The sequence below is a fragment of the Flavobacterium sp. W20_MBD1_R3 genome, assembly GCF_052119725.1.
GTDB lineage: Bacteria > Bacteroidota > Bacteroidia > Flavobacteriales > Flavobacteriaceae > Flavobacterium.
This window is the reverse complement of record NZ_JBGQOR010000005.1, coordinates 163,062-187,528: the sequence shown is the minus strand read 5'-3', so window position 1 is coordinate 187,528 and position 24,467 is coordinate 163,062. Positions and strand designations below refer to the sequence as shown.

25 protein-coding genes and 1 tRNA gene are annotated in these 24,467 nt (G+C 35.1%); 7 read left to right on the top strand and 19 right to left on the bottom strand.

Annotation, left to right across the window (positions count from 1 at the left end):
• Together ACEN2F_RS09620 and ACEN2F_RS09615 are read left to right on the top strand one after the other, a co-directional pair.
• A partial coding sequence (locus ACEN2F_RS09620) for a transposase (RefSeq protein WP_441738369.1) occupies nt 1–693 on the top strand: 693 nt, incomplete at its 5' end.
• Between the two features lie 271 nt (nt 694–964).
• Nucleotides 965–1,252, top strand: coding sequence for a hypothetical protein (locus ACEN2F_RS09615; RefSeq protein ID WP_441738366.1), 288 nt, complete (start codon nt 965–967; stop codon nt 1,250–1,252).
• Here the strand turns inward: ACEN2F_RS09615 and ACEN2F_RS09610 are convergent.
• From ACEN2F_RS09610 to ACEN2F_RS09600, 3 genes are all read right to left on the bottom strand, one after another.
• Entirely contained in the window at nt 1,203–1,508 is a 306-nt protein-coding gene (locus tag ACEN2F_RS09610; RefSeq protein ID WP_441738363.1) for a hypothetical protein, read from the bottom strand. The genes ACEN2F_RS09615 and ACEN2F_RS09610 overlap by 50 nt on opposite strands.
• A gap of 409 nt (nt 1,509–1,917) precedes the next feature.
• On the bottom strand, nt 1,918–2,367 hold the full coding sequence (locus tag ACEN2F_RS09605) for a hypothetical protein (protein WP_441738361.1): 450 nt from the start codon (nt 2,365–2,367) through the stop codon (nt 1,918–1,920).
• Between the two features lie 374 nt (nt 2,368–2,741).
• Nucleotides 2,742–2,818 (bottom strand) — tRNA-Ala (locus ACEN2F_RS09600).
• Nucleotides 2,819–2,942: 124 nt separating this feature from the next.
• Between ACEN2F_RS09600 and ACEN2F_RS09595 the strand changes: the two genes are divergently transcribed.
• The 3 genes from ACEN2F_RS09595 (at nt 2,943) to ACEN2F_RS09585 (ending at nt 5,249) form a co-directional block, all read left to right on the top strand.
• Nucleotides 2,943–3,710 carry an enoyl-CoA hydratase/isomerase family protein gene (locus tag ACEN2F_RS09595; protein WP_441738359.1) on the top strand — a complete coding sequence of 256 codons (768 nt, stop codon included), beginning with the start codon at nt 2,943–2,945 and terminating at the stop codon, nt 3,708–3,710.
• 317 nt (nt 3,711–4,027) lie between these two features.
• Nucleotides 4,028–4,492: a 6-pyruvoyl trahydropterin synthase family protein gene (locus ACEN2F_RS09590; RefSeq protein WP_441738356.1), complete on the top strand. Its 465-nt coding sequence runs from the start codon at nt 4,028–4,030 to the stop codon at nt 4,490–4,492.
• Nucleotides 4,493–4,496: 4 nt separating this feature from the next.
• The gene (locus tag ACEN2F_RS09585) at nt 4,497–5,249 is read left to right on the top strand and encodes a UDP-2,3-diacylglucosamine diphosphatase (RefSeq protein ID WP_441738354.1); all 753 of its coding nucleotides are present in this window, start codon (nt 4,497–4,499) and stop codon (nt 5,247–5,249) included.
• 403 nt (nt 5,250–5,652) lie between these two features.
• Here the strand turns inward: ACEN2F_RS09585 and ACEN2F_RS09580 are convergent, their stop codons facing one another.
• The 6 genes from ACEN2F_RS09580 to ACEN2F_RS09555 all read right to left on the bottom strand — a co-directional run bounded on the left by ACEN2F_RS09580 (nt 5,653) and on the right by ACEN2F_RS09555 (nt 11,323).
• Nucleotides 5,653–6,009 (bottom strand): hypothetical protein, encoded by a 357-nt coding sequence (locus ACEN2F_RS09580; RefSeq protein WP_441738352.1) that lies wholly within the window; start codon nt 6,007–6,009, stop codon nt 5,653–5,655.
• Between the two features lie 251 nt (nt 6,010–6,260).
• Nucleotides 6,261–7,952: a single-stranded-DNA-specific exonuclease RecJ gene (gene recJ / locus ACEN2F_RS09575; protein WP_441738350.1), complete on the bottom strand. Its 1,692-nt coding sequence runs from the start codon at nt 7,950–7,952 to the stop codon at nt 6,261–6,263.
• 107 nt (nt 7,953–8,059) lie between these two features.
• Nucleotides 8,060–8,404, bottom strand: a complete 345-nt coding sequence (locus ACEN2F_RS09570) for a HopJ type III effector protein (protein ID WP_441738372.1) — start codon at nt 8,402–8,404, stop codon at nt 8,060–8,062.
• A 15-nt stretch (nt 8,405–8,419) separates the two neighbouring features.
• The gene (locus ACEN2F_RS09565; RefSeq protein WP_441738347.1) at nt 8,420–9,472 is read right to left on the bottom strand and encodes a flavin monoamine oxidase family protein; all 1,053 of its coding nucleotides are present in this window, start codon (nt 9,470–9,472) and stop codon (nt 8,420–8,422) included.
• Nucleotides 9,473–9,474: 2 nt separating this feature from the next.
• Nucleotides 9,475–10,188: a 16S rRNA (cytidine(1402)-2'-O)-methyltransferase gene (gene rsmI, locus ACEN2F_RS09560; RefSeq protein WP_441738344.1), complete on the bottom strand. Its 714-nt coding sequence runs from the start codon at nt 10,186–10,188 to the stop codon at nt 9,475–9,477.
• 67 nt (nt 10,189–10,255) lie between these two features.
• The gene (locus ACEN2F_RS09555) at nt 10,256–11,323 is read right to left on the bottom strand and encodes a hypothetical protein (protein WP_441738341.1); all 1,068 of its coding nucleotides are present in this window, start codon (nt 11,321–11,323) and stop codon (nt 10,256–10,258) included.
• 243 nt (nt 11,324–11,566) lie between these two features.
• On the opposite strand from ACEN2F_RS09555, the gene ACEN2F_RS09550 reads away from it, so the two are divergent.
• Nucleotides 11,567–12,160, top strand: a complete 594-nt coding sequence (locus ACEN2F_RS09550; protein WP_441738339.1) for a thymidine kinase — start codon at nt 11,567–11,569, stop codon at nt 12,158–12,160.
• A gap of 182 nt (nt 12,161–12,342) precedes the next feature.
• Here the strand turns inward: ACEN2F_RS09550 and rpoN are convergent, their stop codons facing one another.
• From rpoN to ACEN2F_RS09520, 6 genes are all read right to left on the bottom strand, one after another.
• Nucleotides 12,343–13,809, bottom strand: a complete 1,467-nt coding sequence (gene rpoN / locus ACEN2F_RS09545; RefSeq protein WP_441738336.1) for an RNA polymerase factor sigma-54 — start codon at nt 13,807–13,809, stop codon at nt 12,343–12,345.
• A 75-nt stretch (nt 13,810–13,884) separates the two neighbouring features.
• Entirely contained in the window at nt 13,885–15,321 is a 1,437-nt protein-coding gene (gene asnS / locus ACEN2F_RS09540) for an asparagine--tRNA ligase (RefSeq protein ID WP_441738333.1), read from the bottom strand.
• Nucleotides 15,322–15,564: 243 nt separating this feature from the next.
• The gene (locus ACEN2F_RS09535; protein WP_441738330.1) at nt 15,565–16,521 is read right to left on the bottom strand and encodes a geranylgeranylglycerol-phosphate geranylgeranyltransferase; all 957 of its coding nucleotides are present in this window, start codon (nt 16,519–16,521) and stop codon (nt 15,565–15,567) included.
• A gap of 47 nt (nt 16,522–16,568) precedes the next feature.
• Nucleotides 16,569–17,507, bottom strand: a complete 939-nt coding sequence (locus ACEN2F_RS09530) for a mevalonate kinase family protein (RefSeq protein ID WP_441738328.1) — start codon at nt 17,505–17,507, stop codon at nt 16,569–16,571.
• Between the two features lie 59 nt (nt 17,508–17,566).
• Complete coding sequence (locus tag ACEN2F_RS09525; protein WP_441738325.1) at nt 17,567–17,761, bottom strand: hypothetical protein; 195 nt, start codon at nt 17,759–17,761, stop codon at nt 17,567–17,569.
• 42 nt (nt 17,762–17,803) lie between these two features.
• Nucleotides 17,804–18,907, bottom strand: a complete 1,104-nt coding sequence (locus tag ACEN2F_RS09520; RefSeq protein WP_441738322.1) for a diphosphomevalonate/mevalonate 3,5-bisphosphate decarboxylase family protein — start codon at nt 18,905–18,907, stop codon at nt 17,804–17,806.
• A gap of 471 nt (nt 18,908–19,378) precedes the next feature.
• Between ACEN2F_RS09520 and ACEN2F_RS09515 the strand changes: the two genes are divergently transcribed.
• Complete coding sequence (locus ACEN2F_RS09515; protein ID WP_441738320.1) at nt 19,379–19,858, top strand: TspO/MBR family protein; 480 nt, start codon at nt 19,379–19,381, stop codon at nt 19,856–19,858.
• Nucleotides 19,859–19,925: 67 nt separating this feature from the next.
• Here ACEN2F_RS09515 and ACEN2F_RS09510 read toward each other — a convergent pair whose 3' ends face one another.
• From ACEN2F_RS09510 to ACEN2F_RS09495, 4 genes are all read right to left on the bottom strand, one after another.
• A complete protein-coding gene (locus ACEN2F_RS09510; protein WP_441738318.1) occupies nt 19,926–20,633 on the bottom strand; it encodes a hypothetical protein in 708 nt (235 codons plus the stop codon).
• A 125-nt stretch (nt 20,634–20,758) separates the two neighbouring features.
• A complete protein-coding gene (locus ACEN2F_RS09505; RefSeq protein WP_441738317.1) occupies nt 20,759–21,967 on the bottom strand; it encodes an NAD(P)/FAD-dependent oxidoreductase in 1,209 nt (402 codons plus the stop codon).
• The gene (locus tag ACEN2F_RS09500; RefSeq protein WP_441738314.1) at nt 21,964–22,641 is read right to left on the bottom strand and encodes a glycerophosphodiester phosphodiesterase; all 678 of its coding nucleotides are present in this window, start codon (nt 22,639–22,641) and stop codon (nt 21,964–21,966) included. Before ACEN2F_RS09500 ends, ACEN2F_RS09505 begins: the two co-directional genes overlap by 4 nt.
• Nucleotides 22,642–22,785: 144 nt before the next feature.
• Nucleotides 22,786–24,465, bottom strand: coding sequence for an alpha-amylase family glycosyl hydrolase (locus ACEN2F_RS09495; protein ID WP_441738311.1), 1,680 nt, complete (start codon nt 24,463–24,465; stop codon nt 22,786–22,788).
• Between the last annotated feature and the right edge of the window lie 2 nt (nt 24,466–24,467).

Sequence of the window (24,467 nt, the reverse complement as noted above, 5' to 3'; positions counted from 1 at the left end):
TTTACCGTTTTGGTGGATAAAGGCTACCATAATGGAAGGGAAATTGCCCAATGCATAGACCATAACATCAGCACCATTGTGGCACATCCTACGCCAGGAAGTAGCAAAGAAAGCGTCACGCAACCCGATTATTTGGTGGCCAAATTTAAATACAATGCAGAAAATGACAGCTATACTTGTCCCCAAGGAGAAACTTTAAAAACAACAGGAAGATGGCATAAAAAAAGTGGGCGAACAGAGCAAAGCGGTTATCAATTTAAAAAATACCGAACCCCAGCCTGTCGGGAATGTCTGGTAAAACATCTTTGTACGGCTAGGCCAGCAGGAAGAGAAATCGATCGGAGCCACTACGCGCAAGCCGTTGAAGAAAATAATAAACGCTATCAGGAAAACCCACAGTTATACCGAACACGACAAGAAATAAACGAGCATATATTTGGTACTATAAAAAGACAATGGGGTTATAATCACACTAATTTAACGGGACTCGAAAAAGTAAATGGGGAACACAGTTTAATTATGCTGGTATACAACATTAAACGCTCGATCAATATACTTGGCGTGTCTGATTTAATTGTCAAACTCAAAAAATGGAACTCACCCTACAAGGCAAAAGCTTGTTTGGTCAGTATAACGAACTATTTTAGGCTTTTTAAAGACCTTATTAAAAAGGAGCTACAATTTGCGGCCTAAAAAACAGCTTGCCGTAGGAGGACTATAGTGTAGTTTAGGTGTACGTATTATTTGTAGAATTATAAGAAAAGGAGGTTTTTTCACAGCCTGACGTCTCGTGGCTTTCACGATGTTTGGGATTAAATTAAGATTTATATTTCGGTTGAAGACTAAAAACAAAAGCACAAAACCATAATTAAATCAAGCCCAATACCCAAATATCTTGAAGCCACTGTTGTCATATCGGTTTTCTCTCCATTTTGGATTGAGAATCGGTTAACACTTCAACACAATGACAGAAAATATAAAACTTCGTTGTCTGGAAATTTCAGCAGACGCAAATAAAAACAATCCTGAAAACATTTTAATTGATGCAAAACAAATGTTTGATTTCACGCAAGATACTCCTTTTGACACTTCCTTTCTGATAAAACTACTTAGGATTTCTGCTCCTGATGAACGTTTAGAAGAAGAAGATTTGGTTAAAGTTATCGGAAGAAAAGTTTTAGATTATGTCAATAAAGAAAAAGCTAGAATAAGGGCTCAAGTAGAACGACAACCTGGCTATTATAGCTCATAGCTTGTTCTTTTTCTAAATTACTAGAACTTCTAATATTTATCGTGTCTTTTTCAAGTTTAAAATAGACTTCTGTTACTTTGTATTTATTATTTTCAATTATCACTTCTTGATTTACTCTTATTAACTGAGAGCTATCATAAGGTATGGTGGCAATGTTTAAATCATCAAAATGTTGTCGATTGTGAATATGTAAAATATCACTGTTCATTTTAAAGACAATTTTTGTTTTAAGAGGTTCTAGTTTTTCATTGTTCATATTTATTATTTTAAAAATTTATGTTAATTATTAAGTCCGTTGCTTATCGTATTTCATGGTTAATTTCCCGTCTTTTATCTGAAACGTCCATAGAATAATTATAAATGTAAAGGTAAATAACCCCCGAAATAACATTGTTTCGTTAAAGCTGTTAAAAAAATGCAAGTTTAATACGTTTTTATCTACAGTTATGTTTGCAATTACAAAAACATAAAAAAAAGAAAAAACGATAAGTAAAACATTAAATAAAACGGACTTTTTTTCTATTAACAATAATATTTTTTTAAACAAAATCATAATTTTTAGATTACTAATCATCGGTTCTTCGGAACCTTACTAAAACAAAAATAAATGAAACTAAAGATAAAATTAAGACAACCAACATTATTTGAAAGTCAAGTGTTTCTTGCTATTTCACAGATGTTATTATTTGCCATATTAGTATACAGAAGTTACAAATAATAAAAATGAAATTTAGAATCGACATTTTTTTATTAAAACGCTCGCTTTTAAAGTTTCTTTCAGCAACTTCTCTATTTAGAATATTTGCGTCAATATTTGATTTAGCCAAATCAATTTCAAGTTTCTCTTTTTCTGAAACGGCTTTTGCTTTGGCTAATTCTTTTTCTTCAATTTCTTTAAATGAAGTGAAATTTAAGCCTTTTAGATTTATCCTATAAAGTTGAGTATCTATATCATCAATTAGCTTTAATTCATTTACTAATATGTTTAAAATAAAACTTCTTTTTTTAGGGTCTTCAACCATAGTAGCAAATGAATCTTTGTGAACTTCATTATTCGGAAACTGCTTAAATTTAGAAATAAGTTTTTCTATAAGTATCTTATCTTCTTCGTTCATATTTTTCGTTATTTCTGTTTCGGTTCTCTAAACTGTATGACAACTTGTCTATATGCGAAACAAACCTTCGCCAATCTACCCGTAATTGGGTGTATAAACGAAGGTTTGTTTCGTGTTATTTATCTTCTCAAATATATGTAAATCATATTATAAATAATCAGTAGAACTAAATCTTTATGGAATGTTAGTGCTTAATGGGATTTGGATAAAAACTATTCAATAAAAAATTTCTTGAAATCGTAACAGAAGTAAAAAAGAATTAAGTATTAATAAGTGGAACTTCATTTTTCACACTCATTCTATCAAAAGCACACTCATTAGTACACTTAGATTCCATAAAAAAAGCCTCACATTGCTGTAAGGCTTGATTTTAGTGGTGGAGAATATCGGATTCGAACCGATCACCTCTTGCCTGCCAGGCAAGCACTCTAGCCAAATGAGCTAATCCCCCAATTTACAACGCAAATATAACATATAAATATTCCATAAAGCAAATTTGAAAATACAAATTTATTCTATTTAAAAAAAGTCAAATCTTGTTTTACTTTTTCTAACTTTACATCAAAATCAGTATTATGGCATTAGGAAAACCAAGCGGTTCACTAGATATAACAATAGAAAACAAAATTGCAACCCTTATATTTGGTCATCCTTCGAGCAATTCTTTTCCAAGAGCATTATTAGACCAGCTCACCACTGAATTTAATAATTTAAGTGCTGATCCAACTGTTTTGGTGATCGTTATTCAAAGCGAAGGCTCGGGAGCTTTTTGTGCAGGTGCTTCTTTTGATGAGCTTTTAGCGGTTTCTAATGAGTCAGAAGGCACTGAGTTTTTCTCTGGATTTGCACACTTAATCAACGCAATGCGATTGTGTTCTAAGCTGATTGTAGGTCGCGTTCATGGAAAAGCAGTTGGTGGTGGCGTAGGAATTGCTTCTGCCTGCGATTATACATTGGCTACAAAAAATGCTTCCATAAAGTTATCAGAATTGGCCATCGGAATTGGTCCTTTCGTGATTGAGCCTGCAGTTTCTAAGAAAATAGGAAAGACGGCAATGGCCGAAATGACACTTTCAGCCCAGGAATGGAAAACTGCTGAGTGGGCTAAAAGTAAAGGATTGTATGCCAATACTTTTGAAACCATCACAGAACTCGATAACGCAATAGCGGATTTCAGCACTAAATTAGCAAGTTATAATCCTGAAGCTCTACTTGAAATGAAAAAGATTTTGTGGGAAGAAACACAACATTGGGACACATTGCTGCTGGAACGCGCCGCAATTTCGGGCAAACTAGTGTTGTCTGATTTTACAAAGAAAGCATTGTCTCAATTCAAAAAATAATCTTCTTAGGATTTATTTCAGGAGCTATTTCCTGCTATCCGTTGCAATCTTTTATTTTTTGAGGCAAAAAATAAAAGGATTTTCACTACTATCAGGGCTAGGCTTCAATGACATTAGAATAAATTTGTAACTCATCTACTTTATTTTTTAACCAAGTAAGAGCTAAGTTTCATAAAGGTCTTGACTTAATTTTTTAATGGTTGATTATTTGTATTTTTTATGATAAAGAGATTTTCAATCACGGAAAATAGTTTGTCCCGCATTTACATCTCATTTCTAATATCAATTTGCTAAATTTGCATCAAAATTAAATCCCAATGAGCAATATCAGAATTACAAAACAATTTAGTTTCGAAACCGGACATGCCTTATATGGATATGATGGGAAATGTAAAAATGTTCACGGACATAGTTACAAATTGTCAGTAACGGTAATTGGAACGCCAATTACGGATCGTTCCAATGCTAAATTTGGAATGGTGATTGATTTTACGGATTTAAAGAAAATTGTAAAAGAAGAAATTGTGGATCAATTTGATCATGCGACAGTTTTCAACGGAACAACACCGCATATTGAATTAGCAAACGAATTATTAATTCGCGGACACCATGTTATTTTGGTGGAGTACCAGCCAACAAGTGAAAATATGGTAGTAGATTTTTCTCAAAGAATCATCAACAGATTACCACAAGAAATTACTCTTTTTTCGTTAAAGTTACAAGAAACTGAGTCTTCTTTCGCCGAATGGTATGCCAGCGATAATGTAAAATCCATACTATAAATTCATGCATTTACCCAACAACAAAAAAATATATTTCGCTTCTGATCAGCATTTTGGCGCACCAACACCCGAATTGAGTTTTCCGAGAGAACAAAAATTTGTAGCTTGGCTTGACGAAATAAAAGACGATGCAGAAGCTATTTTTCTATTGGGTGATTTATTTGATTTTTGGTTCGAATATAAAACTGTAGTTCCAAAAGGGTTTGTTCGTGTTTTAGGCAAGCTCGCCGAAATCCGAGACAGCGGAATTCCAATCTATTTTTTTGTAGGAAACCATGATTTATGGATGGAAGATTACTTCCAGAAAGAACTGAATATTCCAGTATTTCATGACAATCAAGAATATACTTTTGGAAATAAAACATTCCTTATTGGCCACGGTGACGGAAAAGGTCCCGGAGATTTAGGATACAAACGCATGAAAAAGATATTTACAAACCCGTTTTTCAAATGGCTTTTTAGATGGCTTCATCCGGATATTGGCGTAAAACTGGCGCAATACCTTTCCGTAAAAAACAAATTAATTTCTGGTGATGAAGATATTACTTTTCTTGGTGAAGACAACGAATGGCTAATTCTGTATTCCAAAAGAAAACTGGAAACCAAACACTATAATTACCTTATTTTTGGCCACCGCCATTTGCCTATGAAAGTAAAAGTAGGAGAAAATGCCGAATATGTGAATCTGGGTGACTGGATTACGTATTTTACTTTTGGCGTTTTTGATGGCGAGAATTTCGAAATCAAAAAGTATTAAATGTTTTTAAGATATTCTTCTTAAGTATCTGTTTGTTATAAGATATCATACTTATAAATAGTAATTACTAGCGTATTATTGGTTACTTTCCATATATTTGGTGTAGTTTGACCAAGTAATTATCTGCTAAAAATTAAATTATGAAAACCGAAAATAAAGTAACGAAATTTTTTATTTATTCAGGCACTATATTGCTGACGGTGGGTTTATTATCTGTTGATTTGGATGATTTTTCATTCGAATATAATAAAAAATCATATTCCAAAATAATCATTGCAGTCGTGTTTTTCATCATTTCGTTTTTTAGAATACAAAACGAGAAACATAGTAATCAAATTAAAAACTAATAATTATAGAAATGGATACCCATGGCATTTTTTGGAATTATCATAGAATCTAATCTCTAATTCATTCCCACACCAAACAAATAATCATCCAAATTTATTTTAAACAAAGTACCTTCCACCAAATCTTTTACGGCATCTAATTCTTCCATGGAAACGGCTAAGTCAATTTGGGAACAAGGTGTTTTTAGTAAAAATTTATGACATTTGTTTTTTAGTTTACAATCGTCGCAGGATTTATTTTGGATATAGCTATCTTCAATACAGTGCTTAAATAGTTGCAGTTGCTGTTGAGTAAAATAAAATCCCATTTCTCTAAATACCAGCTGAACTTTGTCTAAGTATACATCATTGTCCTTTCTCCAGTAAAAAGAGGTGCCTAAATTGTTGTGATGTATTTGTTTTATTTCTTGCATTTGCGATTAGTTTGAAGCAAATATAAGTTATTTATATTAGTTCTAAATAATAAAATATAAAAAAGACATGAAAAAGTCGGTAAGTAATCTCAAGATTATTTTACCGACTGGTTATAGAAAGTATTTTTTCTAAAAATATCTATTAATCACTCGCTCTTTTCGTATTCCTCAATATCTTTTTGATAGTCCAGAATATTGAATTCCTTTTGATGCAGCGCGTTATATGAATCATTTATTCATAATACCACTCTTTATTTCGTAATATCTCGTAATCGCAATTGTAAACTTAATTTGCCTTTCCACTCATTTTCATCAATACAGTATACGGCTTGAAAAGATTTTTGGTGGGTAGTAAGTTCGATTTTGTTTCCCAAATTAAAACCAATAGCTGCAAGACCTTCGGAGTTATTTTGTTTGACAAAAAGTTTTAAGTGTTCCTCTTCTTGTCCAAGCGGTTTTCCATAACCAGTGTCTTTGATGTTTTTGGTCAAGAAAACAGGAGTCATATTTTGAGGTCCGTACGGTTCAAATTGTTTCAGTATTCGAATTAATTTTGGTGTAATATCGGCAAAATCGATTTCGGCATCAACCACAATTTCGGGTGTCAACATATCGGGATGAATAGTTCTTTCAACTTCCTTTTCGAAAGCATTTTTGAAGATTTGGTAGTTTTCTTGCTTCAATGTCATTCCCGCTGCATACATGTGACCACCAAATTGCTCCAAATGCTCGGTACACGCCTCGAGTGCATTATACACATCAAATCCTTTTACAGAGCGTGCCGAAGCAGCATATTTATCACCGCTTTTTGTAAAAACCAAGGTTGGACGATAGTAGGTTTCAATCAATCGGGAAGCAACGATTCCAATCACGCCTTTATGCCAATTTTCTTGAAAAACTACGGAAGTAAAACGTTCTTTTTCATTGTTTTCCTCAATTTGTTGTAAGGCTTCTTTGGTGATTAATTTGTCTAAATCTTTTCGTTCCGAATTATAAGCCTCGATTTCAGAAGCAAATTGTTGGGCTTGCTCAAAATCAAATTCGGTTAATAATTCCACTGCATGATTCCCGTGTTTAATGCGTCCGGCGGCATTTATTCTGGGAGCTATGATGAAAACAACATCGGTAATATCAAGAGTTTGTTTTTTTATTTGATGAATGATGGCTTTTATTCCCGGTCTTGGGTCAGTATTGATGACTTGCAATCCAAAATAAGCCAGCACCCGATTTTCTCCGGTCATCGGGACGATATCAGCAGCAATCGCAGCTGAAACTAAATCCAAATACGGAATCAAATCATCAATAGTTTCATTTCGGTTTTGGCCCAAAGCCTGAATCAGCTTGAAGCCTATTCCACAACCGCACAATTCATCATAAGGATACGTACAATCGTCTCGTTTTGGGTCGAGAACGGCAATGGCTTCAGGTAAGAATTCTCCGGGTCTATGATGGTCACAAATGATAAAATCGATGTTTTTTGCTTTTGCGTACCCCACATGATCAATAGATTTTATACCACAATCCAAAGCAATAATAAGCGAAAATCCATTGTCATCAGCAAAGTCAATTCCTTTAAATGAAATTCCATAGCCTTCATCATAACGATCCGGAATATAGGTCGCCACGTTCGGATAATAGGTTTTTAGATAGGAAGAAACGAGTGAAACTGCCGTGGTTCCATCGACATCATAATCACCAAAAACGAGAATATTTTCCTCATTTTCAATTGCTTTTTCAATTCGGGCGACTGCTTTTTCCATATCTTTCATCAAATATGGATCGTGCAAATCCTCTAAACTCGGGCGAAAAAACCGTCTGGCATCTTCAAATGTTTCAATACCGCGTTGCACTAATAAAGTGGCCACAAAATCTTCTACATTCAACGCTTTCGCCAAATGTTGTACAGTCTCCTCGGAAGGTTTTGGTTTTAAGGTCCAACGCATAGTGATTTGGAATTATAGAATTGGGTTAGGAATTTTGTCAGGTCGAGCGCAGTAGAGACTAACTGATTTGCCTCAACTGCGCTCGACCTGACAGCGAATTTTAATTTTTATTTCAACACTAAAGCACTTCCGTAAAAGGCAATTCCGTCCCATCCGGTTTTCATGAAATTACGAATGTTTTGATGATCAGTTCCGTTTGGATTTTGCATAACATCTTCATAATAATAGGTTCCAAAACAAGCCAGCGTGGCAGTTTCAGACAGGTTTTGTATCTCTGCAAAAGCAAATAGTTTACAAGATCCTGAATTTTCTGCTGCCGCATTGTGTTGCAAACCGTTTTCAAATGCTGTGGGTGTAAAGTCGTAGTTTTCTTCGATAGTTGCAATGGTTTCTGAAAATACTATTACTTCAGGAGTTTGTTTTAATTTTTCTAAGAAAGCGGCTATAGTCATGTTGATTTTCATTGTTTAGAATTGTGAGGCAATTGTTTTCGCAGCAAAAATAGCGCCATCCATATAACCAGGGTTTTGAGTGGCTGTTTCTGCTCCGGAAACATATAATTTATCGTTTAGTAATGGTGTTTTGAAAAGGGAATGTCCGTTGTTTTGGTGCGCTAGAACGAGTTGCTCATACGGCTGAAATGTAAGTGGCTCTTCCCTCCAAACGTTTTCATAATAATAAACATAATCAGTAGCTTCTGGTCCAAAAAAAGTGTTAAGTTGTGCAATTACTTTTTCTTTTCGTTCTTCCAAAGACAGGACTGCGGTTCCACCATTTAGGAAACCTTTCACCGCAAAAGCAGAATCATCCGCAGTACTATGATCGTACATTTCCTGAATTATACTGGCTTGACTGAATAATGTTCCAGAATAGTTATTTTGTTTCCAAAAAGGAGTTTTATATTCAACAGCAAATTTTATAGATTCACCCATCCAAGTATGCGTTTTCTTTGCTAGTTGTATGAAATTGTCAGGCAAATTGGGTTCGAAAACAACAGAATTCACCAATAAATTAGGTGGGATAGTACTAATTACTTTATTGGCTGAATAACTGTTTCCATTGGCATCCGTTACTATTAATTGGTTGTTTTCCTCTTTTATTGCGACTATTTTGGTTTGTGTTTTAATGTGTTCCATACCAATCTCAGAAGCTAATTTTTCAATTAGTGTTGCTGATCCGCCTTCGATACGAAATGAAGGTTCTTCGGAATCCGAGATTTCAAATTTTTGCGGCGGCACAAAAGACATCGTTTCAAATAATGAAATACCTTTTATATATTGTTTAAAATAAGGGAGTTCTAAAGCGTGAAGTACTTCTAAAAGATGCGGATGTTGGTTTCCAAACCAAGTCGCGCCCATTTCCATTGTGACCGTTGTTGTGCCTGTTAGGGTTTTTATGCGACCTCCAATTCTGGTATTAGCTTCCAATATTAGAACTTCTATTCCTTTTTTTTGAAGTAAAACAGCGGTGTATAAACCACAAAGTCCAGCACCGATTACAATAACTTTTTCCTTTTTCATGATTATTCTTCAGCTGAGAATTTAGATTTTTTAGGCTCTTTTGTTATTGGTTTTCCACCTACAACCACAACAATTTCTCCTCTCGGAGCTGTTTTTTCAAAGTGAGTCAAAACTTCCCGAACCGTTCCACGAACATTTTCTTCGTGTAATTTTGATAATTCTCTACAAACACAAATTGGTCTGGCTTCTCCAAAATAAGTAATGAATTCCGCTAAAGTTTTTAATAATTTATGTGGAGAAACATACAAAATCATTGTTCTGGTTTCTTCGGCTAAAGCCAAATAACGAGTTTGTTTCCCTTTTTTGTCCGGCAAAAAGCCTTCGAAAATAAATTTGTCATTGGGTAAACCACTGTTGACTAATGCAGGAACAAATGCTGTTGCTCCAGGCAAACATTCTACTTCAACGCCATTTTCAACACAAGCGCGGGTCAATAAAAATCCTGGGTCTGAAATAGCAGGCGTTCCCGCATCTGAGATTAATGCGATGTTTTCTCCAGCTTTCAATCTTGAAATTAAATTCTCAACGGTTTTGTGTTCGTTGTGCATGTGATGGCTGTACATGTGTGTGCCAATTTCGAAATGCTTCAATAATTTTCCGCTCGTACGCGTGTCTTCAGCGAGGATCAAATCGACTTCTTTAAGGATGCGAATGGCTCGAAAAGTCATATCTTCAAGATTGCCGATAGGCGTAGGAACAATATATAATTTTGACATAAATAAAGTAATTAAACACAAAATTTAAATAAAGTTTGTATTTGTTCAAATGCATTTTTAAAAAAAGTTACAAGAATTTTTTCTCAATAATATCCATGAAACGATCCTCATAATCTTGTTTTCCTTGCCAATTGTTATAGTCCGGTTTTACCATTTCCTGAATAAAATCACGAGTTTCATAAAAGGTGTCAAACGTAATAAGTTGACTTAAAACGCGATTGTAATCTTCGCTACTATTTCCAAATAGATGTTTTATAAACGCCAAACGGTCATTCAAATCGATGTTGATTCCTTTAGCCAATTTATCATTTAAAGAAACTATTTTTGGCTCCGTTTTCGCGACTGACTCTTTTGGACTACTTTCTATTTGTAGTATTTCAGGTTCTACAAAGTTTTTTGGAGTTTCAATAACTATGGCAGTCGGAATATTTTCTATTTGTTGTTTTTTAACAAAAAGCGTGTCGTGGTAATTTCCTCCTAATAAATCTTCAAAAGAGATTTGAACTGCTTCTACTTTTTTTGGCATTTCCAGTTCAATTTGTAGTTCTGTTTCTTGTGATAATTCAAAAGCAGGAGCAAAAGGGGCTTCGGATTCTGCAGTTTCATCGTCGATTTCTACTTCATCAGTCACAATTATTGCTACTTCTTCCTTTTTTGTACCATCAACTAGTTCTTCCGATGGTTTCGCTGATATTTCGATAGTTTCTGCAGTAATGGTTTCCTTGACAACTATTTCTTCTACTTCTTTTTCTTCGGCTAGCGTTTCCTGCTCTTCTATTGTAGTTTCTTCTTCTTCTGTTTCAACAATTTCTTGTTCATTTGAAGAGGTCGTTTCTTCGGCTAGTTCTAAAATTGTTTCAGCTTTTTTTTCAACAACTGTTTCTTTAATTACAATTGCTGCTAATGGTTGAAACGACTCGGTTGTGTCAAAAATAGATTCTATCGCTTTGCTGATTTCCGCAGTACCAATGGTTGGTCTTGCTTCACTGAAATGTTCGTCTACAAATCGTAAGACAGAGAGTTTTTCATATAACTTTTGCGTTTCCAGGTACAATTGATTGATGTCAGATTTATTTTTTAGCTGTAATATTCTGTGTGCAATACTGATTAAATCGGCTTCCAATTTTTTTTTCATAACTGTTAAAATTATAGGGCGTTAGGCAGGTCTTTGTTGATGTGTTTTTGTTTTTTTTATATCATCCCAAAAAAAGGAGTCTTTAGAAGGGTAATTTATTTTTTCTAAATAAGTGCTCGTAAATCATCAATATGATATAAATTTTATACTTTTGAAACGGTGTAAAAGTATGCAATTTATAAGCTTGTTTATATTTTACAAAGTAATAAAAACTATTCATTTTTTAAGTTAGAAAAATACAAAATGTTTCTCGAAAATACAGTTAATCATAAAGAACAATTTGGTTGGATTGAAGTCATTTGTGGCTCGATGTTTTCAGGTAAAACGGAAGAATTAATCCGCCGTTTGAGAAGAGCGCAGTTCGCCAAGCAAAAAGTCGAGATTTTTAAACCGGCAATTGATACGCGCTATGATGATGAAATGGTGGTCTCTCACGATGCTAATGAAATTCGTTCCACGCCTGTTCCCGCCGCTGCAAATATTGCTATTTTGGCGCAAGGCTGCGATGTGGTAGGAATTGACGAAGCACAGTTTTTTGATGACGAAATTGTAAAAATTTGTAATGATTTGGCAAACCAAGGAATTCGGGTAATTGTTGCCGGATTAGATATGGATTTTAAAGGGAATCCTTTTGGTCCGATGCCCGCATTAATGGCAACTGCCGAATATGTTACCAAAGTGCATGCCGTATGTACCCGCACCGGAAATCTCGCCAATTACAGCTTCCGTAAAACTGACAATGACAAACTCGTTATGTTAGGAGAAACCGAAGAATACGAACCGTTGAGTCGCGCCGCGTACTATCATGCGATGCATAAAGATGAGGATGAAAAATAAATCCTCTGCCCAACCCTCTCCGAAGGAAAGGGAGCCGAAACAGGATTGAAATATAAAAGTATTAAAAAAGACAAACCCTTTCGGAGTTTAAAACTCGGAAAGGGTTTGTCTTTTTTATAAAATTATTTTGCTTAGCAACACTAAATCTCAAATCGTTAATCAGCAATCTAAAATCAACATTATTACATCTTCTTCCTCATTCTCGCTACCGGAATATCGAGTTGTTCTCTGTATTTTGCAATCGTTCTTCTTGCAATTGGATAGCCTTTTTCCTTAAGAATATCGGCTAGCTGATCGTCCGGAAGTGGTTTTTTCTTGTCCTCTTCCTCGATTGTATTTTGAAGAATTTTCTTGATTTCTAGTGTAGAAACATCTTCACCCTGATCATTTTTCATCGATTCCGAGAAGAATTCTTTAATCAGTTTCGTCCCATAAGGGGTTTCCACATATTTGCTGTTGGCCACACGTGAAATTGTCGAAATATCAAGACCTACTAAATCGGCAATATCTTTCAAAATCATCGGTTTCAGTTTGGTTTCATCACCATCTAAAAAGAACTCTTCCTGATAATGCATGATCGCATTCATGGTCACAAAAAGCGTTTCCTGACGTTGGCGTATCGCATCGATAAACCACTTAGCCGAATCTAGTTTTTGCTTAATAAACTGCACGGCATCTTTTTGCTGTGCTGATTTATCTCTCGAATCCTTGTACGTTTGCATCATTTCCTGATAATCCTTAGAAACGTGCAGCGAAGGAGCATTTCGTCCGTTTAAGGTCAGTTCCAGTTCACCGTCCACAATTCTGATCGCAAAATCAGGGACTACATTTTCTGTTATTTTATTGTTTCCGGTAAAAGATCCACCTGGTTTTGGATTCAGTTTTTCTATTTCGTGTATAGCTTTTTTCAGTTGCTCATTCGAAACATTGTACTTTTGTAATAGCTTATCGTAATGTTTTTTGGTAAACGCATCAAATTGATTTTCGATGATATCAGTAGCCAGTTCCACGGATTCCGATGGTGTTTTATGCTTCAATTGTAGCAACAAACATTCTTGCAAATCTTGTGCGCCCACACCAGATGGTTCCAACTCATGTATCACCTGCAACATTTTTTCCACCATTTTTTCGTCGGTGTAAAGACCTTGTGTAAATGCCATATCGTCAACCATATCAGCAATACTACGACGAATATAACCCATATCATCAATACTTCCCACAAGGAATTCGGCAATATCGCGTTCTTCATCATTCAGAATGAACGTATTCAGCTGATTGATTAAATCCTGATGAAAACTCACTGGCGCAGCAAAGGGTGTTTCACGATCTTCATCGTCGTCACTGTAATTGTTGGCTTGTGTTTTATAGTCTGGAATTTCATCATTGCTTAAATATTCGTCAATGTTGATGTCTTCCGCGTCAATGCGCTCTGATTCGGCATCATCATAATCATCATAATCTTCGTTTTCAAACTCGTCTTTCTCGAATTCATCTTCTTCTTTTCCAGCTTCCAAAGCTGGATTTTCGTTCATTTCTTCCAATAAACGTTGTTCGAAAGCTTGCGTAGGCAATTGAATTAACTTCATCAGCTGAATTTGCTGAGGAGATAATTTCTGTGATAACTTTAAATTTAGAAATTGCTTTAGCATCTATTTGTTTAATCGATTAATCGTTTATCTGTTTAATCGATTAACCGAATAATCGATTAACCGAATGAACTTTTTTTAAAACTCCGCATTCATTGGCGTTCTAGGAAAAGGAATTACGTCACGAATGTTAGTCATTCCTGTTACAAATAATACCAATCTTTCGAACCCAAGTCCAAAACCAGAGTGAACCGCTGAGCCAAATCTTCGGGTATCAAGATACCACCACAATTCTTCCTCATCAATTCCTAAGGCTTTCATTTTTTCAACCAAAACATCAAAACGCTCTTCTCTTTGAGAACCTCCCACGATTTCTCCAATTCCTGGGAAAAGGATATCCATCGCACGAACTGTTTTTCCGTCTTCGTTCAAACGCATGTAAAATGCTTTGATATTCGCTGGGTAATCAAACAAGATTACCGGACATTTAAAGTGTTTTTCCACTAAGTAACGCTCGTGTTCTGATTGTAAATCAGCGCCCCATTCGTTAATGATATAATTGAATTTTTTCTTTTTATTTGGTGTACAATCTCTTAAAATATCAATTGCTTCCGTGTACGAAACTCGTTTGAAATTGTTTTCTAAAACAAAGTTTAGTTTTTCTAAAAGTGGCATTTCACTTCTTTCCGCAACGGGTTTTGATTTCTCTTCATCCAATAATCGCGTTTCTAAGAATTTCAAATCTTCCGGACATTTGTCCACAGTGTATTTGATTACATACTGAATAAAATCTTCGGCCAAATCCATGTTATCATTCAAATCATTGAAAGCCACTTCCGGCTCAATCATCCAAAATTCAGCAAGGTGACGTGAAGTATTCGAATTCTCGGCTCTAAAGGTTGGTCCAAAAGTATAAATTTGGCCCAAAGCCATTGCAAAAGTTTCTCCTTCTAACTGTCCCGATACCGTGAGGTTCGTTTCTTTCCCGAAGAAATCTTCTTTGTAATTCACTTTTCCGTCTTCGGTTCTTGGCGTTCCGTCAAATGGCAAAGCGGTAACTTTAAACATTTCGCCAGCACCTTCAGCATCTGAACCTGTGATGATTGGCGTATTCACATACACAAAACCTTTCTCTTGAAAATAACTGTGAACCGCATACGATAATACGGAGCGTACTCTCATAATCGCTCCAAACATATTGGTACGAACTCTTAAATGCGCATTTTCACGCAAGAAATCCAAGCTCGGTTTGTTTTTTGGTTGTATTGGGAATTTCTCCGCATCTGAATCGCCAAGGATTTCCAGTTTTGCTACTTGAATTTCAAATTTTTGTCCGGCACCTTTACTTTCCACTAAAGTTCCCGTCACAGATATGGCTGCTCCAGTCGTAATTCGCTTCAAGGTTTCGTCCGGCGTGTTCTCAAAATCGACAACACATTGTATATTATCAATGGTCGAACCATCGTTTAAGGCAATAAATTGATTGTTTCTAAAAGTTCTCACCCATCCTTTTGCATTCACTTCATGAAGCGTTGTCGTGCTGTTTAGTAAGTCTTTAACTTTTGTATGTCTCATTTTATGTATATAATTGATATTAAAAATTGTCTTGTAACTGAACTGCAAATATAAATGATTTGTTTGAAAAGTCATTGTAAGAAATAGGGTAATCAGGAGCTATTTCCCGCTATTCGCTATATCTTTTACTTTTTAAAGAAAAAAGTAAAAGGATGCCGCTGCTATCGGGGCTAAGCCAAAGGAGATATTTTGATGTTTTATGAAAATGTTTTTGAATCTTAGTATAGGGAATAACAAGCAAAATTAGAATGTCATCAAGAGCCTTTTGCCGTGCCATAAAACACTTGGATCAATGAGCACAATACAAAATACTCCAGAAACAATAAGGAATTTGAGTACATTGTGAAGTAATAAAAATTGAGGTTTTGCATTTGACTTCCATAAATATAGCATAGAAAAAATAAGGATAATCAAAGTGCTGTAAAAATAAATATCCATGTAGCCTACGTCGTAAATTTCGATTAGAACATAGACCGGAAAAACAGTCAGAACAGTCAGAACGGTAATGATTTTTTTTGAAATTTCTTCGCCATAAACTACAGGAATCGTTTTGTAATCAGTAACTAAGTCGCCTTTTAGATTTTCTAAATCCTTAAGCATTTCGCGAATCAGCAGCAATAAAAACAAAAAAGAGGCATGCACAAAGATTACCCCAAGCTGTCTTTTATAGTTTTCAATTTCTTCAAACGGAATTTGATTATAGTAGTACAACAGTATGGCAAAAAATGGAATCACAGCTAATAAAGCGGCCGTCAGATTTCCTATTATAGGATATTTTTTTATTTTATGGGAATAAAACCAAATAACGAAAATATAAAGGGAAAAGAATAAAAAAGCCCGCCAGGAAATGAACAAGGCAATTAAGGCGACTATAAAATTCAGTGTAAAATAGACGCTCAGTTTTGTTTTTTGACTCACCAATCGATCCAGCATCGACTTGTTTGGCCGATTGATTAAATCTTTCTGACTATCATAAAAATTGTTGATGATATATCCGGAAGCAATCGTAAGTGATGATGCAAAAACCAGAATGAATAAATTGAAGTCCAGTAAAATATCAAGGGCTCTTTTTTCCGGGGCCAGAATAAATATTGCCGAAAGGTATTGCGCCAAAATAATTACCGGTATGTTATAACCTCTAACGACAGAGAACAAACTTGCAATTTTCATTAGGAGAAGTTTGTGCTGCCTGCTTAACATTATAGAAGTATAATTTAATTTTTAAATTCCCCTTTAGGGGTTAGGGGCTAAAACTGATATACCACTTCTAGTTTGTAATCTTTCAGCGATGCTTTGGCTTTTTCTAAATCTTCGGTGAAACCTAAGATGTAACCGCCACCGCCAGAACCACACAATTTTAAATAGTAATCATTGCTGTCAATTCCTTGTTGCCAAATACCATGAAATTGTTCCGGAATCATTGGTTTAAAATTATTCAACACTACTTTTGATAATTTCTTGGTATTCATGAACAATGATTTCATGTCTCCGCCAAGGAAATTTTCAACACAAGCATCCGTATATTTAACAAATTGATTTTTTAACATCGCACGGAAACCTTTGTCTTTAAGACTTTCCATAAAAATACTGACCATTGGAGCCGTTTCACCCACAATTCCGGAGTCCAATAAAAACACAGCCCCTTTTCCGTCAAAACTTTGATTAGGAATGCCAGTTGCTTGAATATTATCTTTAGAATTGATTAGAATTGGAATACTCAAATAGCTGTTTAAAGGATCTAATCCGGAACTTTTTCCGTGGAAAAAACTCTCCATTTGAGAAAATATATTTTTTAGCTTCAATAATTTTTCACGGGTCAAATTCTCTAGAACCGTAATTTTATTTTGTGCATATTTGTCATAAATAGCTGCTACAAGAGCGCCACTGCTGCCTACGCCATATCCTTGAGGAATGCTGGAATCAAAATACATTCCGGTTTCCACATCGTTTTTCAACAAGTCTAAATCAAATGTGACCAATTCCGGTTGTTCGATTTGTAAGGCTTCTAAGTACGTCAAAAAACGTCTTAGGTGACCATTTGATTTGATGGCTTCTTCCGTTGGATTCGCTTCTCTTTTGAGCGCACCATTGTAAAAATTATATGGAATTGAAAGCCCTTTTGAGTCACGAATAATTCCGTATTCTCCAAAGAGTAATATTTTTGAGTAAAACAAAGGTCCTTTCATATGAAGTTGTAGGTTAACGATATAAGCTTGGAAATCAAAGTTTTTTAGTGAGCAATTTGTTATAATTCGAGTTGATCTCCGCGATTTGCTTCCAGAATTTCAGAATCAATTTCTTCTTGCTGTTCAGGAGATAATTGTTTCCAAACTTCTTTTTTTTCGGATTTAAAAATATTTTTTACAGCCTCGATTATGGCTGTGTCGTCAGTTTCTAACAACAATTTTATCAATTCTAATTTCTCGGATTGAATGTCCATATTTTTAGCTCTTTAAAAAAATAAAGATAGGGAAAAAACAAATTAAATCAAAACCGCCCCATTTCCAATTTGATCACAAATGTACTGACCATTTTGACAATAGCCAACTAATTCGTTCTTAATAAATTGTAAAACTGTTTCGGCAACATTTTCCGGATATAAAACATGGACATTTGCACCGGCATCCAGCGTGAAACAAACTGGAAGTTTAGTCTCATTTCTAAATTTCCAAATCGCATTTATAATTTCCAAAGTATTCGGTTTCATTAATATAAAATACGGCATCGAGGTCATCATCATGGCATGCAACGTCAAGGCTTCACTCTCTACAATTTTGATGAATTCGTCCAGATTTCCACTTTCAAAAATTGAAATTAAGACATCCAAATTTTCATGCGCTTGTGCAAATCGCCTTTCTGCAAAAGGATGGTTGTGCATTAAATCATGTCCAATGGTACTTGAAACTTGTTTTTCTCCTTTGTCTACCAATAAAATGGTATCTTGAAAATTCTTAAAATGTGGATGAATCGCATTTGGAAATTCAACTCCAAATAAGTCCGAACTTCCGGAGATATTGGCGTGATTTCCCCAAACTACCACTTGACCTTTTACACTTCTGCAGGCGCTTCCGGAACCTAATCGCGCTAATAAAGACGCTTTTTGATAGAAATATTCCTCAGTCATTTCAGGATTTAAAGCTCTTTCTAAACTCATTAAGTTCATTGCTAAAGCAGCCATTCCAGATGCTGATGAAGCAATTCCGGAGCTGTGCGGAAAGGTATTTTCCGTATCGATCGTAAAATGATACTCTTTTAAAAATGGCAAATAGATTTCAATTCGCTCCAGGAATTTTTGGATTTTCGGTTTGAAATCTTCTTTTGGTTTTCCTTCAAAAAGTAAATCAAAAGAGAAATTATTATCCGCCACATTGAGCGCAGTCGAAAGGGTTCTTTTGGCGAAAGCCAATTTAGTAATCGTTTTACAATTATTCAACGTAAAACTCACCGAAGGATTCGCTGGAATTTGATTGTCTTTTTTTCCCCAATATTTAACAAGGGCAATGTTGCTGGGTGCGCTCCATTGAAAATTTCCCTTTTCAACTGAATGTGTATATTGTGATGGAATAAAATCGTTTGCTGAAATCATGAATGTATAAATTTACGCAAATATACTTTTTTTACGTTATTTGTTTATTCGATTAGATGGTTAATCCTCCAAAGATTTGAGTAATTTTGCACCATATAAGTAGTCATAAATCTACAACAAGGTTTTTTTGACCGTTTAAGAATTAAGTTTTATTAAGAATTGAGCTTAATTTTTCTTCATTTCTTAATGGTTCAAAACTGTAGATTGAATACGAGAATCAAAAAACAGATATTTTTTAAATAAATTTTGTGGTTTGTACCACGCTCCAACGATTTTTTTAAATCTGCCATTGATTCACTGATTTAAAATGCACTATTTATAAATTTTGTAGTTTGTTTCTTTTTAGAAGGGAATTCAAAAAAAATCTGTGAATCAGTGGCAGAAAAAACAGTTAAGTTATTTTTGATGAAATTTCAATATTTCAAATCGCTTATATGTTTCAATAAAATAGTACATTTCAAAAAATTAAAAATGAATAAAATCACCCGAATATTAGCTGTTGTTGTTACGTGTCTTGCCATTGGATATTTCTCTGGATCGGTTACTCGTTCTGCTATTACCACTTGGTATCCAACCTTAATAAAACCAAGTTTTAATCCTCCTAATTGGGTTTTTGCACCAGTTTGGAGTATGTTGTACGTAATGATTGGTGTTGCGGCAGGTTTAGTTTGGGATAGAATTGAATCAGAAAAAGAAGCCGTAAAAAAAGCCTTGGTTTTCTTTGCAATACAATTGGCACTAAACGCTTTGTGGTCGTATTTATTCTTTGGATTACACAACCCCATGTTAGCCGGATTAGAAATTATTGTACTGTGGTTAATGATTTTTGAAACTTACATTCAGTTTTCCAAAATCAATAAAATTGCTGGTTATTTATTCATTCCGTATTTAGCTTGGGTAAGTTTTGCAGCGGTTTTAAATGGAAGTATCTGGTGGTTGAATAAAGGATAGTGTTCATTATTCAGTTTTTTAGTGATCAGTTTGCGTCATGAAAAAGTTCTATTATTTTTGAATAACTTCATAGTTTTTTAAATTCAATACTCTTGCTAGATAAAAAATCCATCATCGATAAAACATTACTATTTTCTAGTAGTATTGTCGATTTTGGGTCAGCATCACAAAACTGCAGGAAAAGCTCTATTTGGTCTGGTTTTAATTTCAAAGTTTGAAGATAAAACTTTTGATCACAGATGCTTTTTGCCACTTGTTTGAATTCAATTTGAGGAGTTTCCTTAGTTCGGTTATACAATCTTTTAATCTTCGAAATTCCATTCTCTATAGTCCCAGTGTTGATCCCTATTACCTTTTGAGTGATTGCAGCTTTCTCTACTGCATATTGACTAATTTTTTCCTTTTCCCATTTTGTGTCTTTTTTCCATTGAATTGACGGCATTTTTGTAATTACGACTTCTTTTAATTCTTCTGGTTTAAGTATTAATGAAATAAGAAGGTTGTTTTTATCAATGGTCTTTTCATCCAAAACTATTTTTTTGATATCATGGTTTTTTGAAATAAAAATGAGTTCGTCACCCGCTTTTGCCAAAATAGAAAATTCGCCGGCTGCGTTTGTAATGGTGACTTTTTTAGAAATGAAATTAACAACGTCAACTTTTTCAACAGGAAATCGTTCGTGTAAAACTTTTCCGCTGATTATTTTTTCGGTTTGTGAGAAACCAGATTGAAGTACAAATAATAGTAAGAAAGGAAAAAAGTAGTTTTTAATCATTCGTAGTTATCTGACTACAAAAATATTCAAATCGTTTCATGAAAATGAAAACAGTATGGTAAAGTCTTGTTAATCTAAAACTAAAGTTATCTTAATTAAAGTATTGAACTGTAATGACTTTGGTTTTATATAGCATTTGCCACAATAAACCCGCTTGTCCACGCATTCTGAAAGTTAAATCCGCCTGTAATGGCATCAATATTGACGATTTCTCCGGCAAAATATAGGTTTTTATGAAGCTTACTTTCCATGGTTTTGAAGTTGATTTCTTTTAAATCGATTCCACCGGCAGTCACAAACTCTTCTTTAAACGTGCTTTTTCCGTTGACTTGGAATGTGGCATTTGTCAATTGATTCGCTAAAGTTTGCAATTGTGTTTTAGACAAATCAGCCCATTTAGTTTCCACTTCAATTCCGGAAGCGAGCACTAAACTTTCCCATAATCTATTGGTGATTTCAAAAGGGGATTTCTTGGAAACTGATTTTTTCGCGTGTTCCTGTTTTAATTCTTTTAGCTTTTTCTCGACATCTTCTTTGTCAGCATCATTCAACCAATTCACAAAAATGGTAAACTGATAATTTTTGTCATGCAAGATTCGGGCACCCCAAGCGGAGAGTTTCAAAATCGCTGGGCCACTCATTCCCCAATGCGTAATTAACAAAGGTCCTGTCGATGTGAGTTTGGTGTCTTTTACCTTTACGGTTACTTGTGCCGCAACTCCGGGTAATTCTTTTATTCTCGAATCTTTGATGTTGAAAGTGAATAGGGAAGGAACTGGGCTTACAACTGCATGACCAAAATTCTGCAACATTTCCCAAACTTTAGGATTGCTTCCAGTAGCTAGAATCAGCTTTTCGGCAAGATAATTTTCAGTTTGTGTTTCGATTTTCCATTCGTTTTCTTTTTTGAAAATAGATTGTACACTTTGTCCCGTAAGTACTGCAATTCCCAGTTTTTGTGTTGCTTTTAGGAAACAATCAATAATCGTTTGTGAGGAATTCGAAATGGGAAACATGCGTCCGTCCGCTTCAATTTTGAGTTCTACGCCATGATTATCAAACCATTCAATCGTATCCCCAGAGCAAAACTGATGAAAAGGACCGCGTAATTCTTTTTCGCCACGCGGATAAAATTTCACCAATTCATTCGGTTCAAAAATAGCGTGCGTCACGTTGCATCTTCCACCGCCGGAAATGCGAACTTTTTGCAGTACTTCTGCACCTCGCTCTAAAATTGCGACTTTCAGTCTTGAATTTTTCTCCACAATATTGATCGCTGTAAAAAATCCGGCTGCGCCACCGCCTACTATTATTATATCGAAATTCTGGTTCATATTCTATTTGGGAAATCAGTGATGATTCCGTTTACGTTGAATGTTTTTATTTTTTGAATGTCTTCTGCTTCATTAACAGTCCAAGTAAACACCTGCAATCCTTTTTCCTGTATTTTTCCTGTGTTTTCTTTTGTCAATAACTTAAAATGCGGATGAATGGATTTTGCCTGAATGAATTTGGCGAAAGCCAAAGCCAAGTCTAAATCGGTTTCCGTTAAAACGCCAATCGGAATTTTATCATTTAAAAACGCCACTTGTTGCAGCGCATTCCAATCAAAACTGGAAACTAAAAAACGATCGTATTTCCACCCTTTTTTAGTAACGTATTTTTCAATCAGTGAAACCACTTTATCTGTTGCTTCAAAACTTTTGAGCTCAATGTTGATCAAACAATCTTGGTTTACCAAATCAAAAACCTCGTGTAAGGTTGGAATTTGGTATTTACCTTCTATTCGAAATGCTTTTAATTTGTGCAAAGATAATGCTTTTACAAAACCTTTTCCATTGGTCGTACGGTCAATAGTTTCGTCGTGAATAACGATTATTTCCCCATCAGCACTCAAATGCACGTCGAGTTCAATGCCGTCCACTTGCAGGTCTATTGCTTTTTGAAACGAAACAAGAGTGTTTTCCGGTTCATATCCTTTTGCGCCACGATGTCCAATTTTGAGCATTGCCTTTTTATTTTGGGTAAAGGTAAACATAAAAAAAACGCCTTCATTTCTAAAGGCGTTTGGATTTAAAAAGTAAACTCAAACTCAGTTTAATTTTTTTGGTTTCGTCTCCCTTTCTTTTGGAAAGGGCTGGGGAGAGGACATTTATTTCTTCAATTCTAATAAAACAATATCAAAGTCGGTTCGAATTTTTACTTTCCCTTTTGAAACTTTAGCTTCTTTTCCGGAATAGGCATCTCTTACTTTAGATCCATCTTTAAAAACAGTGGCTACAATAAGCTCTTTTTTACCAGTAGACAGATCCAGACCAACCACTACTTTGTCCGTAAAAGTTCCTTTAGTGAATGTTCTTGAAAAAGTGTAGGGCGTGTCCGAAATCATAGTGTGAATTCCAGCTCCCACAGCAGGATGGTTCTTTCTGAATTTTCCTAATTTTCTCCAATGTGTCAGTGTTTTTTTAGTTTCTGGATTAGATTTTATGTCTTCCCAATTCATAAAGGAACGCAAGGTAGCATCGCCGTTTGTCCCTTCAATGACTAAGGGACGCGCACTCTCATCGCCATAATAGACTTGAGAAAGTCCTGGACTCAACAATAATTTTGTACCGGCTTCGATGCTTTTGGTGCGTTTTGCATCAAAAGGAGCACCGTCATCATGCGAGGATAAATAGTTTAAAACACTGTATCCTTTTAAATCGGTGTTGAGCTTGTCCGAATATTTTGAGAATATGAATTCATAGTCTTTTTGGGCATCCCATTTGAACTCAAAATTGATCATGTTGTTGAAACCATTTTTAAAATAGTTTATTTTTTTGTCTCCAAAATCAAAATACTGTCCGCCGCTGATGCCATAATTATAGACTTCGGCAATGGTGTAAAAGGAATTGTTATCCAATACTTTTGTTGGGTTTTTTTTCTTCCAAGTTTTAAAAGAATAGTCACATTGCGTTTTGAAATCTGCCCAGACGGTTTCGTCTGTATGTTTTACGGTATCTCCTCTGTAGCCGTCTATACCATAATCAGTAACGTAATCCGTTAGCCATTTGATGATGTAATATCTTGGAGTTTTTGGATAGCCCGTTCGAGCAAAAAAAGCGTCTAACTCTTTCATTTCCTGCTCATATCGACCTTCTTTTTTCCATTTTTCGACAAGAAAAGGCGGTAAGTCTACATTCTGGGTGCTTTCAGTTCTGATGTCTGGAAGATTGGCCACCAAAGTGCAGTCTGTTGTGTTTTGATAATTTTTATAATCACAAACCGGATTGGTGCGAACCCAGTAATTTGGCCAAACAGAATCTATTTCAGTCACTGGGCCGGTGTGATTAATGACACCGTCGAGGATGATTCTGATTCCTCGCGCATGTGCTTTTTTTACTAATAGGGCTAATTCTTTTTTAGTTCCAAAATTGGGATCTAAAGTCGTCCAATCTCTTGCCCAATAGCCATGATAGCCATAACTCAAACCAGTTCCTTCATCTACAGCATCATGAATTTGTTCTACAATAGGAGTAAACCAAATGGCATTAATTCCTAATTTGTCAAAATAGCCGTTTTCTATTTTTTTTGTAATTCCTTTGATATCTCCTCCTTCAAAACCACGAAGTTTTCCTGTATTTTTAGTTCTGTTTAAAGTAATATCATTGGAACGATCTCCATTATTAAAGCGATCTGTCATCAAAAAATAGACCGTGGCACCTTCCCAGATAAAGGGTGCTTTTCTTGTCTTTTTTATTGGTTTGCTGCTGTCCGTAACAGCTTTATTTCCTGAACAACTCACACAAAAAGCGAGTACGGACAAAATTAATAACAAGGAGTTTTTTTTCATTT